The organism is Moraxella macacae 0408225 (assembly GCF_000320365.1).
GTDB classification, from domain to species: Bacteria; Pseudomonadota; Gammaproteobacteria; order Pseudomonadales; family Moraxellaceae; genus Faucicola; species Faucicola macacae.
Genome location: NZ_ANIN01000002.1, coordinates 416,380 through 432,005 on the forward strand (window position 1 = coordinate 416,380; position 15,626 = coordinate 432,005).

The 15,626-nt window shown below is 41.1% G+C and carries 10 protein-coding genes, 1 other RNA gene and 1 pseudogene; 4 read left to right on the top strand and 8 right to left on the bottom strand.

Features of this window, described 5'->3' with window-relative positions:
- Nucleotides 1–70: 70 nt before the first annotated feature.
- An RNA gene (gene ffs, locus MOMA_RS09725) (signal recognition particle sRNA small type) lies at nucleotides 71–167 on the bottom strand.
- A 208-nt stretch (nucleotides 168–375) separates the two neighbouring features.
- Entirely contained in the window at nucleotides 376–3,000 is a 2,625-nt protein-coding gene (acnB, locus tag MOMA_RS07405) for a bifunctional aconitate hydratase 2/2-methylisocitrate dehydratase (protein WP_009501902.1), read from the bottom strand.
- Nucleotides 3,001–3,374: 374 nt separating this feature from the next.
- Between acnB and lipA the strand changes: the two genes are divergently transcribed.
- The 3 genes and pseudogenes from lipA (at nucleotide 3,375) to MOMA_RS09730 (ending at nucleotide 5,869) form a co-directional block, all read left to right on the top strand.
- Entirely contained in the window at nucleotides 3,375–4,442 is a 1,068-nt protein-coding gene (gene lipA, locus MOMA_RS07410; protein WP_009501903.1) for a lipoyl synthase, read from the top strand.
- Nucleotides 4,443–4,508: 66 nt separating this feature from the next.
- A complete protein-coding gene (gene thiS, locus MOMA_RS07415) occupies nucleotides 4,509–4,739 on the top strand; it encodes a sulfur carrier protein ThiS (protein ID WP_009501904.1) in 231 nt (76 codons plus the stop codon).
- Between the two features lie 48 nt (nucleotides 4,740–4,787).
- Nucleotides 4,788–5,869 (top strand): annotated as a pseudogene (locus MOMA_RS09730) (adenine-specific methyltransferase EcoRI family protein).
- Here MOMA_RS09730 and MOMA_RS07425 read toward each other — a convergent pair.
- The 3 genes from MOMA_RS07425 to MOMA_RS07435 form a co-directional block, all read right to left on the bottom strand.
- Nucleotides 5,864–7,528, bottom strand: a complete 1,665-nt coding sequence (locus tag MOMA_RS07425; protein ID WP_009501905.1) for an ABC1 kinase family protein — start codon at nucleotides 7,526–7,528, stop codon at nucleotides 5,864–5,866. The pseudogene MOMA_RS09730 and the gene MOMA_RS07425 overlap by 6 nt on opposite strands.
- Nucleotides 7,529–7,594: 66 nt before the next feature.
- Nucleotides 7,595–7,993, bottom strand: coding sequence for a helix-turn-helix domain-containing protein (locus MOMA_RS07430; protein ID WP_009501906.1), 399 nt, complete (start codon nucleotides 7,991–7,993; stop codon nucleotides 7,595–7,597).
- 199 nt (nucleotides 7,994–8,192) lie between these two features.
- On the bottom strand, nucleotides 8,193–9,590 hold the full coding sequence (locus MOMA_RS07435) for a 3-oxoacyl-ACP reductase (protein ID WP_009501907.1): 1,398 nt from the start codon (nucleotides 9,588–9,590) through the stop codon (nucleotides 8,193–8,195).
- A 307-nt stretch (nucleotides 9,591–9,897) separates the two neighbouring features.
- Here MOMA_RS07435 and MOMA_RS07440 point away from each other — a divergent pair, with 307 nt between their 5' ends.
- Nucleotides 9,898–11,184 (top strand): acetyl-CoA C-acetyltransferase, encoded by a 1,287-nt coding sequence (locus tag MOMA_RS07440; RefSeq protein ID WP_009501908.1) that lies wholly within the window; start codon nucleotides 9,898–9,900, stop codon nucleotides 11,182–11,184.
- A gap of 141 nt (nucleotides 11,185–11,325) precedes the next feature.
- Here MOMA_RS07440 and MOMA_RS07445 read toward each other — a convergent pair whose 3' ends face one another.
- The 3 genes from MOMA_RS07445 to MOMA_RS07455 all read right to left on the bottom strand — a co-directional run bounded on the left by MOMA_RS07445 (nucleotide 11,326) and on the right by MOMA_RS07455 (nucleotide 15,523).
- Complete coding sequence (locus tag MOMA_RS07445; protein ID WP_009501909.1) at nucleotides 11,326–12,735, bottom strand: Na+/H+ antiporter family protein; 1,410 nt, start codon at nucleotides 12,733–12,735, stop codon at nucleotides 11,326–11,328.
- 98 nt (nucleotides 12,736–12,833) lie between these two features.
- Entirely contained in the window at nucleotides 12,834–14,123 is a 1,290-nt protein-coding gene (locus MOMA_RS07450; protein ID WP_009501910.1) for an adenylosuccinate synthase, read from the bottom strand.
- 152 nt (nucleotides 14,124–14,275) lie between these two features.
- Nucleotides 14,276–15,523: an ATP phosphoribosyltransferase regulatory subunit gene (locus tag MOMA_RS07455; RefSeq protein ID WP_227498100.1), complete on the bottom strand. Its 1,248-nt coding sequence runs from the start codon at nucleotides 15,521–15,523 to the stop codon at nucleotides 14,276–14,278.
- Nucleotides 15,524–15,626: the final 103 nt, after the last annotated feature.

Here is a 15,626-nt window from a genome sequence, read left to right on the forward strand (position 1 = left end):
AGGCTAAAACACTTATGGATAAAACACTTATGGATAAAACACTTATGGATAAAATTTAGCCAAAAAGTAACCCCATTAGCACATCTTCGGCACACTTGAAAACTACTACCGTTGCTACCTTCCGGTCCTGGCGGGGTTCATAGCTACAAGTTGCGAAGCTACCAATGGGGTTACAAGGTGATATTGTATAGCAATATTTGGCAGATTGCAAGCATTATTTAAAATTTTATCGATTTAAAATTTATTGCACAATATGATCGTACAATATGATTGCAAAAATTTGCCAAAAAACCAAACAATTGCTTGGTTTTTTAGTTTTCATAAACCTTGCTTTAAATTAAGCGTTAAGCTAAGGGCAATTAAGCCACCAAACAATTAAGCCAATTGTGCCACGCTAATCTTATCCACATCTACTCTATCGGCTTCTTTGGTGTACTCACCCATACGATCAAAATTCATATATTTATAAATTTCAGCTGACATACTGTTAAGTTTGCCTGCGTATTGCTGATATTCTTCGTTGGTTGGTAATTTACCAAGCACAGATGCCACCGCCGCCAATTCTGCTGATGCCAAATATACATTTGCTCCTTGACCCAAACGGTTCGGGAAATTACGAGTTGACGTTGATACCGCCGTTGATTTTGGAGCAATGCGAGCTTGGTTACCCATACACAAAGAGCAACCGGGCATTTCGGTACGCGCACCTGCTTGAGCAAATACGTTATACAAGCCCTCGTCCATCAATTGACGCTCGTCCATTTTGGTCGGCGGTGCAATCCATAGACGCGTGGTTAAGCTACCCGCTGGCACTTCGGTAAGTAAATTTGCAGCCGCTCGAAAATGTCCAATATTAGTCATACACGAACCAATAAACACCTCATCAATCTTATCGCCTGCAACATCGGCTAAAGTTTTGGCATCGTCCGGATCATTCGGACAACACAAAATTGGCTCTTTAATCGCACTCATGTCAATGGTAAGATCGGCTGCATATTCAGCATTGCTATCAGCGCGCAACAGATTTGGATTTGCCAACCAATCCTCCATGCCTTTGATTCTACGTGCAAGCGTGCGTGCATCACCATACCCTTCAGAAATCATCCATTTAAGCAGGGTAATATTAGAATTTAGATATTCTTTCACCGACTCTTCAGACAAGGTAATGGTACAGCCTGCTGCACTACGCTCTGCTGATGCATCTGACAATTCAAAGGCTTGTTCAACGGTTAAAGTCTCTAAACCCTCAATCTCCAAAATACGGCCGTTAAACACATTTTTTTTGCCTGCTTTTTCAACCGTCAATAAACCCTCTTTGATCGCTTGAAGCGGAATGGCGTGTACCAAATCACGCAAGGTAATACCAGGCTGCATTTCACCAACAAAACGCACACGCACCGACTCGGGCATATCCAGTGGCATAACTCCCGTGGCAGCTGCAAAAGCAACCAAACCAGAACCTGCCGGAAATGAAATACCCATTGGAAAACGTGTATGACTGTCGCCACCAGTGCCTACAGTATCAGGCAACAACATTCGGTTAAGCCATGAATGGATAATGCCATCACCTGGACGCAACGAAACGCCACCACGGTTCATAATAAAATCAGGCAATGTGTGCTGTGTTTCTACATCGATCGGTTTTGGATAGGCCGCTGTATGACAAAATGACTGCATCACCAAATCAGCCGAAAAACCCAAACATGCCAAATCTTTTAATTCATCACGCGTCATAGGGCCTGTGGTATCTTGCGAACCAACGGTTGTCATTTTAGGTTCACAGTAAGCACCCGGACGTATGCCTTGACCTTCTGCTAAGCCACACGCACGCCCAACGATTTTTTGTGCCAATGTAAAACCTTTGCCCGTGTCAACCGGTTGTTCTGGTTTGGCAAATACATCAGATGCTTCCAAGCCCAAATATTCACGTGCTTTATTAGTCAGGCCACGACCAATAATAAGCGGAATTCGACCGCCTGCACGCACTTCATCTAATAAAGTTGGTGATTTTAATTCAAAAGTAGAGATCACCTCGTCGCTGTTGTGTTTGGTAATTTTGCCATCATGCGGATAAATGTCAAACACATCACCCATATTTAATTGAGAAACGTCCACTTCAATTGGCAACGCCCCTGCATCTTCCATCGTATTAAAGAAAATCGGTGCAATTTTACCACCAAGGGTTAAACCGCCTGCACGTTTATTTGGCACGCCCTTGATGTCATCACCCATTAGCCATAATACTGAATTGGTTGCTGATTTACGGCTAGAGCCAGTACCAACTACATCGCCTACATACGCAAGTGGAATGCCCTCTTTTTTCATTTCTTCAATTTGTTTCATTGGCCCTATCACGCCATCTTGATCAGGGTTGATGCCCTCGCGCGTATTTTTTAGCATTGCCAACGCATGTAATGGAATGTCAGGACGACTCCAAGCATCTTGAGCGGGTGATAAATCATCGGTATTGGTTTCACCAGTTACTTTAAAAGTTTTGTATGTGGCTTTTTTTGGCACTTCAGGGCGTTTGATAAACCATTCAGCATCCGCCCACGATTTAATCACATCTTTGGCAACTTCATTGCCTGCATCTGCTTTATCGGTTACATCGTGAAACGCATCAAACATCAACAGCGTATGCTTTAATGCTTGGCCTGCATCTTTGGCAAGGACTTTGTCATCTAAAGCATCAACAAGCGGTGCAACGTTATAACCGCCTTGCATTTCGCCCAATAACTCAATGGCTTTTTTGGCATCAAGCAACGGCGATGACGCTTCTCCACGCACAATTGCCGCTAAAAAACACGCCTTGACATAAGCCGCTTGGTCAACGCCAGGTGGCACGCGATTTTCTAATAAATCAAGCAAATAAGCCTCTTCGCCTTTGGGCGGATTTTTTAATAATTCTACAAGTCCTGCCACTTGTTCTTCATTTAATGGTTGTGGTACAACACCAAGCGCAGCACGCTCTTCAACGTGTTTGCGATACGCTTCTAACATTGACATAACATATCCTCTTCTCTATGTTGGTTAACACTATGTGGGTTAATAAACTGTGTTAGTTAACTAATAAATACCTGCATACTGTTAAGTTTGGCTAAAAAATAATAACGTTAAACCGCCAAAATAGGCAAATTTTTACGGCTATCATACGTTAAAACAGGCAAAAAGTTAATGCAAAATTTGTAACGCCTGATATATAGCCATTATTTTTTTAAAAAATACCCAATCTTAATATCAGGATTGGCAAGTATTGACGATTCAATCATATTTTTGCATGAAAAAGCTAAATTTTAGCTTGATTTTCTGATATAATATGCTAATTTAATTTTGAAAAACCAAATCAACATAACGCAACACAGGACACCAAAATAATGACCCAAGCCGTCCAAACTTTTTCGCCAAGCCCAACTGCTAAGCCCATGCCAAAAGAACGCCCAAAAAAACCTGAAATCGGTGAAAAATTGCGCGGACATGACAAAGTGGCTCGCATTCCGATTAAAATCATTCCAACGGTAGAAGCCCCAAAAAAACCTGACTGGATTCGCGTAAAAATGTCAAGCCCCGCCGAAGTGGGCCGCATCAAAGAAACCTTACGCAAACAAAAACTCTACACCGTCTGCGAAGAGGCCGCCTGCCCAAATTTACCACAATGTTTTGGTGATGGCACAGCAACATTTATGATTATGGGCGATATTTGTACGCGTCGCTGTCCGTTTTGTGATGTGGCACACGGTAGACCCAATCCACTGGACACACAAGAACCGATTCACACCGCCGAAACCATAGCAGGGCTTGGATTAAAATACGCCGTCATCACCTCTGTTGACCGCGATGATTTAAAAGACGGTGGTGCCGGGCATTTTGCTGAAGTGATTACCGAAAGTCGCACCTTAAGTCCAAATTGTTTGATTGAAATTTTAGTGCCTGATTTTCGTGGGCGCGAACAATTGGCATTGGATATTTTAAGCGAAACCGCCCCTGATGTGTTTAACCACAACATCGAAACCGTGCCACGTCTATACAAAGCCTTCCGCCCAGGTTCTGATTACAACCACTCATTAAAACTATTAAAAGACTACAAAGTACGTCGCCCAGATATCGTTACCAAATGCGGTTTTATGGTAGGCTTGGGTGAAACCGAAGACGAAGTTTACGCCTTGCTTGACGATTTAAAAGCCCATGATGTTGATTTAATCACCATTGGACAATACTTGCAACCAAGCAAATCCCACGCACCTGTTGACCGTTTTGTACACCCTGATGAGTTTGATCGCTACACCGCTTACGGAAAAAAACTGGGTTTTGCCAACATTTGGGCCAATCCAATGGTGCGTTCAAGCTATTTTGCCGATCGTCAATATTACGGCGAACCCTGCCCACGTCCAACACGAGGCAACAACCCGCTTAGCGAAGCAGATATGAAAAAAGGCGGCTGTTAACTAATATTTAAAACTTAGTTAACATTTACAACTTAAACGTTAAACCCTTAAAAACAAGGAACAACCATGCCGACAGAGCAATTAAAGACAGAGCAATTAAAAACAGTGCAATTAAACGGTGAAACCCTACAAACATCGCACGACAATCTGCTGCTTTTTTTAGATGACATGGGGCAAACCAATGGGCGTTTTGCCGTTGAGATAAATGGTGAATTAATACCAAAAAGTCAGCTTAATCTCACATCGCTACACGACAATATGGTTATCGAAGTGGTGCAAGCCGTTGGTGGTGGTTAAGTTTTACTACTTGATTGTTTAAGAAAATTTATAAAAGAAAGCAAATTTATGAACCAAACCAAAAACAAAAACCTATCCGCCGCCAAAAAAGCCAAAAACGATGAATTCTACACCCAATATCACGATATTGAAAAAGAAATGAACGCGTATTTGGAATTTGATGAAAATGTATTTCGCGGTAAAACCATTTTATTGCCCTGCGATGACCCAGAATGGAGCAATTTTACGCGGTATTTTGCCCAAAGATTTCACGCTTTAGGGATTAAAAAGTTAATTAGCACCAGTTTCGCCCACGAAAGTAAAAAATTAGATGTGCCGTATCAACTCACGCTTTTTGAAGAACAAAGCCCTAAATTTGACAAAAATAAATCCACCAAAAAGGGTAAAATATTTACTTTAACCAAAGACAATAATAACGATGGCGTTATAGATTTAGACGATTTGGAATGGGAATATTTAAAGGGCGATGGTGATTTTAGAAGCGATGAAATAAAAAACTACGCGATGAAGCGGATATTATTATTACCAATCCGCCGTTTTCTTTATTTAGAGAGTTTTTAGCTTGGATTGTGGAAGCGGATAAACAATTTGCCATTATTGGAAATAAAAACGCCATTACTTATAAAGAAGTATTCCCATTAATTCAACAAAATAGAATATGGTCTGGTGCAATGCCAATGGGTGTTGATATTTTATTTCATATTCCAAAAGCAATAGAAAAAGATTTTATTAATGAAAAACAATCAGGAAGTGCATATCGCATTGTTGATAATAAAGTAATGGCAAGAGCGAGTGGAATGTGGTTTACCAATATAGAACACGGCCGTCGCCATCAGCCTTTGCAATTATTAAGCATGTCAGATAATTTACGCTTTAATAAAAAAATCCAAGGCAAAAATGCCTATCAACAATATGACAATTATAACGCCATAGAAGTGCCCGTAACGAGTGCCATTCCGAGTGATTATGACGGGGTAATGGGCGTGCCGATTAGTTTTTTGGATAAATATTGTCCGGAGCAGTTTGAGATTGTTAAATTTAGACACGGAGACGATGATAAAGATTTAGCAATTAATGGAAAAACACCATATTTTAGAATTTTAATCCGCCATAAACAACAAAATTTATAACAAAATCCGCCATAGCACAAACAACAATGCAATGATATAAAAAAGCGGTGCAAGCAAACTGCTTATTTGCCAAACAGCAAAAGTTGCTATCTGCTTGGCAATAAACAACGAACCCACAAAACCCGCCAAAGCAACCCAGTCTTGCTGGCGACTTTTTAGCATATCGGCACGGATTTGTTGTATTTCGCGTAATTGTGAATCCTGATGTCCGCCCAAATTTGCCAAACTTTGTAAACCGTTGTCTAATAATTTTGGCAAATCATGCAAACTTAGTAAGGTTTCGGGTAATTGCTCACGCAATTGTTGCATTTTTTGTAGCGGATCAAGCTGTTGTTTCACCCACTCGGTTAAAATCGGTTTGGCAAGCGACCAAATATCCAAATCAGGGTATAAATCTCGCCCCAACCCCTCAACATGCACCAAGGTTTTTAGCAGCAGCATTAACTGGGGCGGAATGTCCAAATGATACCGCCTTGCAATATCCAAAATAGACATCAACACGCCTGCAAAATCAATTTCATGAATCGGCTTACTGATCATCGGCGACACCGTGCGACGCATATCACGCATAAGAGCATAGCGATCCGCGTTCGGCGGTATCCACCCTGCTCGCGCAATGACATCGACAAGCCCAACAAAGTTATTATTCATCACCGACAACAACAAGCGTGCCACCAACAATTGATCATCTTGACCAAGCTCACCCACAATAGAACAATCCAAAGCAATGTAGCGCGGATTTTTGTTTGGAGCATCAATTGGCAAGGTTTCAACAAACACATTGCCAGGGTGCATATCGGCATGAAAAAAATTATCACGAAACACTTGAGTAAAAAAAATCGTCAGCCCTTTTTTGGCAAGCTGTGCCCTATCATAACCAAGTTTATCAAAAATATCTGTCTGCGAAATTGGCACGCCCTCAATACGCTCCATAATCATCACATTTTTACTCACCCGATACACTTCTGGCACATACATCAGGCTAGAATGCAAAAAATTATTGCGCATTTGTATGGTATTGTCCGCCTCAAGAGTCAAATCCAACTCATTTAACATCACCTGGCGATAATCCTCCACCACATCGATGATATGAATCGCCCTAGCTGGCTCTAAACGTGCAGACAACCAACTTGCCAAATCACGCAACAACTCAAAATCCGCTAAAATCTGCTCTCGAATGTACGGACGCACCACTTTTATCACCACTTCACGCCCATCGTGCAAGCACGCGGTATGCACTTGAGCAATGGAGGCTGCCGCCAGTGGTATTTCGTCAAATCGCACAAACAATTCATCAAGCGATTGTCCAAAACCGCCGTCTTTAACCGGTTGTTCAATTTGTTGTTTGACAAGTGCAACATCAAATGGCTTAACCCGGTCTTGCAATTGCACCAATTGCTTAATAATTTCAGGTGGCACAAGATCGCGGCGCGTGGATAACAGTTGTCCTAGTTTTAAAAACAACACGCCCATTTCTTCTAACGCCAATTTTACGCCATTGGCATTTTGTTTGGCAAACCAAGCAGCCGGATGCGCGGCAATTAAACGTGCAACCATGGCCAAATCAGGCAATTCATCATGGTTTAAATGGGTGTCAAGGCGGTATTTGGCACAAATTTGCCAAAGATCAAAAAGACGTTTGCGATGCGAAATTAACACGGTTGGCTCTTTATGGTTGGCTCTTTATTGGGTGATTTATTTTCAGTGTGCTTGGTTTTTAGTGGTTTATTGATTGGTTTTAATTAAGGCTCTATTTAAATTTCTTAAATCAACAATCTGTTCATTGAGTCTGGCAATAATCTCATCTTTATATGCCAAACTTAATTTTAGTTTTTCAATTTCGTATTGATACAGTTTTAAGTTATCATCAACTTGAGTGTTTTGGTAAATGTGTTGACTGTCTTTATTGTTTTGGTAAAAAAATTGACTGGTATTGCTTAATAATTGGGCAATATCCACATCAAAAATATCGGCAAATTGTTCCAATCGCTCCAAGGTCAACCGAGTTTCGCCACGTTCTATTTTGGCGTAACCTTGTGGGGTTAAGTCAATTTTTTTGGCAACATCTTCTTGTGTCCAATGATGATTTTCTCGCAATTCACGGATTCTTTCGTAAGTTTTCATCTTAAGCCTGGATATTGAATAAACTAAAGCTATAATTTACCATATTCACCCGATTTATTATAGTTTTTTATGACGGCTTTTATAAAACTTCGCACAATGCTAAATTTTTGGCAAACAATTTGCAAAAAAATTGGGCTAAAGCTATAACCCAATTTTAGCCAAACTTTTATTTTTATCCAAGCATTTTTTATCCAAGCATTTAAGCACCAAGCAAACTTTGTCCACAAACACGCACAATTTGCCCATTCACACCGCCTGATGCAGGACAAGCAAGCCACGCAATGGTTTCGGCAACATCTACAGGCAAACCGCCTTGACTCATAGAATTCATGCGACGCCCTGCCTCACGAATCGCAAACGGAATAACTGCAGTCATTTTTGTTTCGATAAATCCTGGAGCCACGGCGTTAATGGTTATGCCATTTTTTAAACGTGGGGCGGTAGCTTGCACAAGCCCTATCACGCCTGCTTTACTCATCGCGTAATTGGTTTGCCCCAAATTGCCTGCAATGCCACTGATCGAAGACACACAAACAATGCGTGCATTTTGGTTAAACACTTGATTATTCAGCAAAACATCGTCAATTGCCTGCTCTGCTTTTAGATTAACATTTAACACCAAATCCCACATTTTTTCGTCCATTTTGGCAAGGGTTTTGTCACGCGTTACCCCAGCATTGTGAATAATTGCATCTAAACCACCGCGTTTTTTGGCAACTTCAGCAATTTTTTCCCCTGCATCTGGTGCGGTGATATCAAGGGCTAAAGTTGCTCCGCCAATTTCACCTGCTATCTTTTGTAAATCGGCTTGTTGTTGTGCAACATCTAAACAAATCACAAACGCCCCATCACGAGCCAACACGCGTGCAATTGATTCACCAATACCGCGACTTGCTCCTGTTACAAGCATGGTTTTGCCTGCCAACGGTTTTTGCCAATTTACACCGACTGCCGTACCCTTGCCAACACGCACCACTTGCCCTGACACATAAGCCGAACGCGGTGATGTAAAAAATCTTAAACTACTTTCAAGATTGGCTTCACCATCTTTGTCAACGTAAATCAGTTGACTGGTAATGCCTTTTTTAAATTCTTTGCCAACCGATTTGACAAAACCCTCTAACGCACGCTGGGCGGCCGATGCTGCGATCGTTTCGCACCGATCAGGCGGAATGCCTAGTACAATCACGCGTCCTGATTTTTCAATCGCACGAGCAATTGGGTGAAAAAACTCATACACTTGTTTTAAGCCATCGGTATCAGTTATGCCACTGGCATCAAAAATCGCCACTTTATAACGCCCATCTGCAACAGGTATTTGGGTTGTTAATGCATGTTTGGCAAAAGTCTCACTAAGTGATGATGCTGTAAAAATCTCTACATTATTGGCATTTGCACTGGCATCGATATTTGCCAAAATTTTCGCCACACTATCGGTCAATGTTGCACCACTGCTTGCACCAAAAATCACGTTGCCTGTTATCGGTGCTTGGCTGTCTTTGTAGCGCTCCAAACGCGTAGGCATTGGCAAACCAAGGTTTTGGGCAACTTTTTTGCCAATGGGAGATTGAACAAAATTTGAGTAATTGTCTGACATAAAAAATCCTTATTACGGTTTTGATTGTAAAAGTTGTTGGTTACAAATTTTTTATTATATCAAATTTTTTATTATATCAAATATTGGCTAAAAAACTGTCATTAAACTGTAAACAAAACCAAAAATTATTGATTGTATGATTTTGTATAAAATTTTGTTATTATTTGCTTTGATTTAAATTTTTGCCAAAATTTGTGTTAAACTAACAATTTGCTAATTTTAACAAAATTCGCTTTAACAAAAGTTGTTTTAACAAAAAAAATCACAAATTTGATATTTTTGATTAATTAAATATTAAGGATAAATTATGAACAATTTCCGTAAAGTCGCTATTTTGGGTGGCAATCGCATTCCTTTTGCACGTTCAAATGGTGCGTATGCCAATGCCAGCAACTTAGACATGTTAACCGCCAGTCTAAATGGCTTGGTGGAGCGGTTTGATTTACAAGGTGAGCGTTTGGGCGAGGTGGTTGCAGGAGCGGTCATTAAGTTAAGCCGTGATATTAATTTGACGCGTGAGTGCGTGTTAAGTACGGCGTTAGATCCAAAAACCCCAGCGTATGATCTTTCACAAGCGTGTGGCACAGGTTTACAAGCAACGTTTGCTGTAGGCAATAAAATTGCACTCGGTTTGATTGAGTCTGGAATTGCAGGAGGTGTGGATACGATATCTGATGCACCTCTTGGAATCGGTGATGGTCTGCGTAAAGCCTTGTTAAAATTAAATCATGCCAAAACCAACAAACAGCGTTTGCAAGCGTTATTGTCCATTAATCCAAAAGATTTAATCGACGCCCCACAAAACGGTGAACCGCGCACGCATTTGTCTATGGGCGAACATCAAGCCATTACTGCTTTGGAATGGGGCATTAGTCGCGAAGCCCAAGATGAATTGGCATTTAACAGTCATAAGAACTTAGCTCGTGCGTATGATGAGGGTTTTTTTGATGATTTAATCACCCCATTTCGTGGTTTAACACGTGATAACAACTTACGCCCAGATGTTACGCTTGAAAAATTGGCAAGCCTAAAACCTGTATTTGGCAAAAAAAATGCCAATCCAACCATGACTGCAGGCAATTCAACCCCACTAACTGACGGAGCATCTTGCGTACTATTGGCAAGCGATGACTGGGCAGCCTCTCACGGTTTAAAACCTTTGGCATATATCACGCACCAAGAAACAGCAGCGGTAGATTTTATTGGCAAAACAGGCGAAAAAGAAGGTTTGCTTATGGCACCTGCTTACGCCGTACCAAGAATATTGGCTCGTGCAGGCTTAACTTTACAAGACTTTGACTATTATGAAATTCATGAAGCCTTTGCCAGTCAAGTATTGTCTACTTTAAAAGCATGGGAAGATGAAACTTTTTGTAAAGAGCGCTTAGGACTTGACAAAGCATTGGGATCAATTGATCGCAACAAATTAAATGTGAATGGTTCATCATTGGCAGCAGGACACCCATTTGCAGCCACAGGCGGGCGAATTTTGGCAAGCACAGCAAAATTGCTTGATCAAAAAGGCGGTGGGCGTGCGTTAATTTCTATCTGTGCTGCAGGCGGTCAAGGCGTGGTGGCAATTATAGAAAAATAGTTTTTAACACGCTGGTTTTTAACACAATGTTTTTAACAATTAATAAAATGCAACAAAATAATAAAATGCAACAAAACGGATAAATTTTACCTATTTTGTTGCATTGTTAAACAATTGGCTTTTAAAACCAGTTTTTAACAACTAAAGCACCATAGCTGCGATCCACCCAAATATCAGCAGTGGCAAATTATAATGTAAAAAAGTTGGCACAACACTGTCATAGATGTGATTGTGTTGGTCATCGACATTTAATCCCATGGTTGGCCCAAGGGTAGAATCCGATGCAGGCGAACCGGCGTCGCCTAACGCCCCTGCCGTTGCAATGATAGATACTGTAGCAAGCGGTGAAAAACCCATACTGATACAAAGTGGCACATAAATGGTGGCAATAATTGGTACGGTAGAAAATGACGAACCAATACCCATCGTAACCACAAGCCCAATCAACAACATAGCAAACGCGGCCATGCCTTTTGAGCCTGCAAACATTTCACTACTGGCATCTACAAGTGGCTGTATCTGTCCTGTGGCATTCATCACCTCAGCAAATCCTTGGGCGGTAATCATGATAAAGCCAATCATTGCCAAAAGTTTTATCCCATCATTAAATACACTGTCGGCTTCTGACCATTTGACCACGCCTGTTGCCATAAACACGCCAAAACCTGTCAATGCCCCCAAAATCAAAGAATCGGTATAAAGTTTCATCACAAACGATACCACAATTGCAATTAAAGCTATCACGGTACGGTATTTGATGTTATCACTTAAACGCCCCATGTTTGAAAGTTCTGTATCGCTTGCTGTCAAGTCATCGCAATCTGTGTTAGCATTTGCAATGTGAAGATCTCGATACACACGCGGCTTACGATAACTGATAAAAATCGCCACAAGCAATCCAATGATCATACCCAAAGCAGGAATTGCCATCGCGGACATAACCGAAAGCCCTGTTACATTTAACCCTGCTTCACTGATATTTTTTAAAATAATTTGGTTTAAATAAATATCACCAAAACCATACGGCAAAAACATATACGTATTGACAAGCCCAAAAGTCATCACGCATGCCAACAATCGCCTATCGATCTGCAAACGATTAAACACAAGCAACAAAGGTGAAACAACCAGCGGAATAAAAGCAATGTGAATCGGAATTAAATTTTGACTTGCCACACTCATCGCCAAAATACCGCTGATCAACAGCCATTTTAATTTGGCAGATTTGTTGTTTTGGTTGGCATTGATAGACAAAATCACTTTTTGTGCAAGCATTTTTGGCATGCCAGAATGTGAAATTGCCACCGCAAACGCCCCCAAAAGTGCATAAGACAAAGCTATCATAGCCCCTTCTTTTAGGCCATTTTGAAAATGCGTCAAAACTCCAGTGGTGATAACCTTGTCATCTGCCCCAACAACGTCCGTAAGTGGCAAGCCTGCAATTAAACCGCCTGTTACCGCTCCAATAATTAAACTTAGCACCACATGAATCCGCGATAAAGACAGTATGAGCATCACAATCACCGCCCATAGCACCGCATTGGTTAACATAATTTTCCCCAAAATTCATTTATTTTAAAAACCCACAAAATTAAAAATCCACAAAAAAAGAACGCAAAATTTACGTTCTTTTTTTATCAAGCCAAAAATCAAGCATCATAAGGATCGCGCAAAACGATGGTTTGAGTGCGATCTGGCCCTGTTGAGATGATGTCAATTGGACACTCAATGATCTCTTCAATGCGTTTGATGTATTTTTGGGCGTTTTTTGGCAAATTGTCAAATTCAGTTACACCCACTGTGCTTGATTGCCAACCGCTAACCGTTTCATAAATCGGTTTGACATTGTCGTAAAACTGTGCATCGCTTGCCCCCACTACTTCACCATTTGGCAATTCATAACCTGTACAAATATTAATTTGTTCTAAGTCATCAAGCACATCAAGTTTGGTTAAACAGATGCCTGACAATGAATTTAATACCACAGCACGGTGTAAAATTGCTGCATCAAACCACCCACAACGTCTAGGACGCCCTGTTGTTGCACCAAACTCTTGTCCAATTTTGGCTAAATGTTCGCCCATTGCATCAAACAATTCCGTTGGAAACGGCCCTGATCCTACGCGCGTGGTATAAGCCTTGGTAATTCCAAGCACATAATCAAAATATAACGGCCCCAAACCTGTGCCTGTACACACACCGCCCGCCGTGGTATTAGAACTGGTTACAAAAGGATAAGTACCGTGGTCAACATCAAGCAACGTACCTTGAGCACCCTCAAACATCAAATTTTTGCCCGCTTTACGCATGGTATCCAAATCGCCTGTTACATCTGCTACTAAATCTTTCAATGCATCACGCCACTGATTGGCAAGCTGTAACGTATTGGCAAAATCCACCGCCGTAACGCCGTAATATTGAGTTAAAGCAAAGTTATGAAATTCTAAATTGTCTTTTAATTTGTCTGCAAAATCCGCCCGAAGCAAATCTGCAAAACGCAACGCACGACGCGCAACCTTGTCTTCATAAGCCGGGCCAATACCCCGTCCTGTTGTGCCAATTTTATTGCCACCACGCTTCATTTCACGAGCCTGATCCAAAGCTATGTGCTGCGGTAAAATCAGCGGACAATTTGGTGAGATTCTTAAACGATCACGCACAGGCACATTGGCATCTTCTAGGGTTTGCATCTCTTTAAGCAATGCATCGGGTGCAAGCACCACGCCATTGCCAATATAACAAGTTACGCCATCACGCAAAATCCCTGACGGAATAAGATGTAACACGGTTTTTTTACCGTTTACCACAAGGGTATGCCCGGCATTATGTCCGCCTTGATAGCGCGTTACCGCCGCTGCTTTTTCAGTCAATAAATCCACGATTTTGCCTTTGCCTTCATCGCCCCATTGACTGCCTAATACAACCACACTTTTTCCCATAACATTCACCTTTTGTTTGGTTAATTGTTTTTAACAAAGTTTTTAATAAAGTTTTAACAAAATTTTTAATAAAGTTTTAAAAATACCTTGACAAAATGTTTTCACAACACGCTTTGATTTTCACAACACACTTTGAAAAACCAACATGCTTTTTATAAGGCTTTTTGTTGCCACTTGCCATCTGCATACACAAGTGTATGTGTTGCCAATGTTGTGTTGTCTTGCTCGGATAATGCCACAATCACCGCTTGCCCTTGTTGTCGCAAGGCATCAATTGCCTGTTCACGCTGTTTTAGCAGGGCATCCGACAAATCTGTATCCGCCAAAAACGGTACAACCGTCAACATTTTTTTAGGATTGTCAATGTATTGTTGCCAACGCGTTAAATCACAACTAAACCCCGTTGCCTGACGTAAATTCTTAGCAAACGGATTGACATAACGTCCGCCACGCACGATCGGAAGCGGTTCATTCGCCACATACACATTAAATACCATGCCTGTGTGATAATGATAGCCTTTTAACGACGATATATCCACGCTAATACCAATATTGCAATTTTGTAAATGAGCAATTAACACACTTAACTCATCTAATGCTTGGCGGATAACTGGGTGTGATTTGGCGGTTGTTGAGAGTTTTTCTTCAAGTTTCGCCAAATCATTGCTAAATTCACCCAGTACATAAAAATCTTGAGCATACGGCGAGGTTTTGGCAAGTTTTTGGCAAAAATCCTCCAATTCTGGCAAGGCTTTATTGTTATACAAATCAATGAGTTGCTCTTTGGTATAAAGCGGTAAATCGGCCAATTGACTTAAGGTTTGAAAAATAGCCACATGCCCTATGTCCAAATGACAACGCTTGGTTAATTGATTGTGATCCAACAATGCAAGCAATAACTTTAAAATCTCCAAATCTGCACTTAAGCCGTTTGCACCAAAAATCTCCGCTCCTAACTGTAGTGGCATACGCGAACCAAACAGCCCTTTTGGCAAAGTATAAACCACATGCCCTGCATAACAATAACGTGCAACCGTTGATTGGATAGGCAGCTTGCGGTTTTGTAGGTTGGCATCAATGCGTGCAATTTGTGGGGTAATATCTGCACGCACGCCCATAGAACGCCCTGTTAATTGATCAATAATTTTAAAAGTTTGGCGTTTTAGATCTTCTGTGGCATGACCGAGCAAACTTTCGGTAAATTCAATCAAAGGCGGACTGACAAGCTCATAACCATACGCCGTCAAAATCGTTAATAAATCATGACGCAAGTTTTCTTGTTTGAGTGCTTGGTGCGACAACAGATCTTCAACACCATCAGGCATAAGCCATGCGTTGGCGTTTTGATGTTGAAAATCTGGGTTTTGTTGATTAATTAATTGGTTGGTTGCCGTATTCACGGTTTTCCCCTGGCATTGGCTTAAACTGGCTTGGTGATACATTTTGGTGATACATTGGAGAATAATTTTACCACAATGGTTTATTACCATAATTTTATTACAA

What these genes read in the sequence shown, in the direction of transcription:
- MOMA_RS07440 (WP_009501908.1), top strand. Translation starts at nt 9,898, where the DNA reads ATGAACAATTTCCGTAAAGTCGCTATTTTGGGTGGCAATCGCATTCCT.
- MOMA_RS07445 (WP_009501909.1), bottom strand. Translation starts at nt 12,735, where the DNA reads ATGTTAACCAATGCGGTGCTATGGGCGGTGATTGTGATGCTCATACTG.
- MOMA_RS07450 (WP_009501910.1), bottom strand. Translation starts at nt 14,123, where the DNA reads ATGGGAAAAAGTGTGGTTGTATTAGGCAGTCAATGGGGCGATGAAGGC.
- lipA (WP_009501903.1), top strand. Translation starts at nt 3,375, where the DNA reads ATGACCCAAGCCGTCCAAACTTTTTCGCCAAGCCCAACTGCTAAGCCC.
- MOMA_RS07435 (WP_009501907.1), bottom strand. Translation starts at nt 9,590, where the DNA reads ATGTCAGACAATTACTCAAATTTTGTTCAATCTCCCATTGGCAAAAAA.
- acnB (WP_009501902.1), bottom strand. Translation starts at nt 3,000, where the DNA reads ATGTTAGAAGCGTATCGCAAACACGTTGAAGAGCGTGCTGCGCTTGGT.
- thiS (WP_009501904.1), top strand. Translation starts at nt 4,509, where the DNA reads ATGCCGACAGAGCAATTAAAGACAGAGCAATTAAAAACAGTGCAATTA.
- MOMA_RS07430 (WP_009501906.1), bottom strand. Translation starts at nt 7,993, where the DNA reads ATGAAAACTTACGAAAGAATCCGTGAATTGCGAGAAAATCATCATTGG.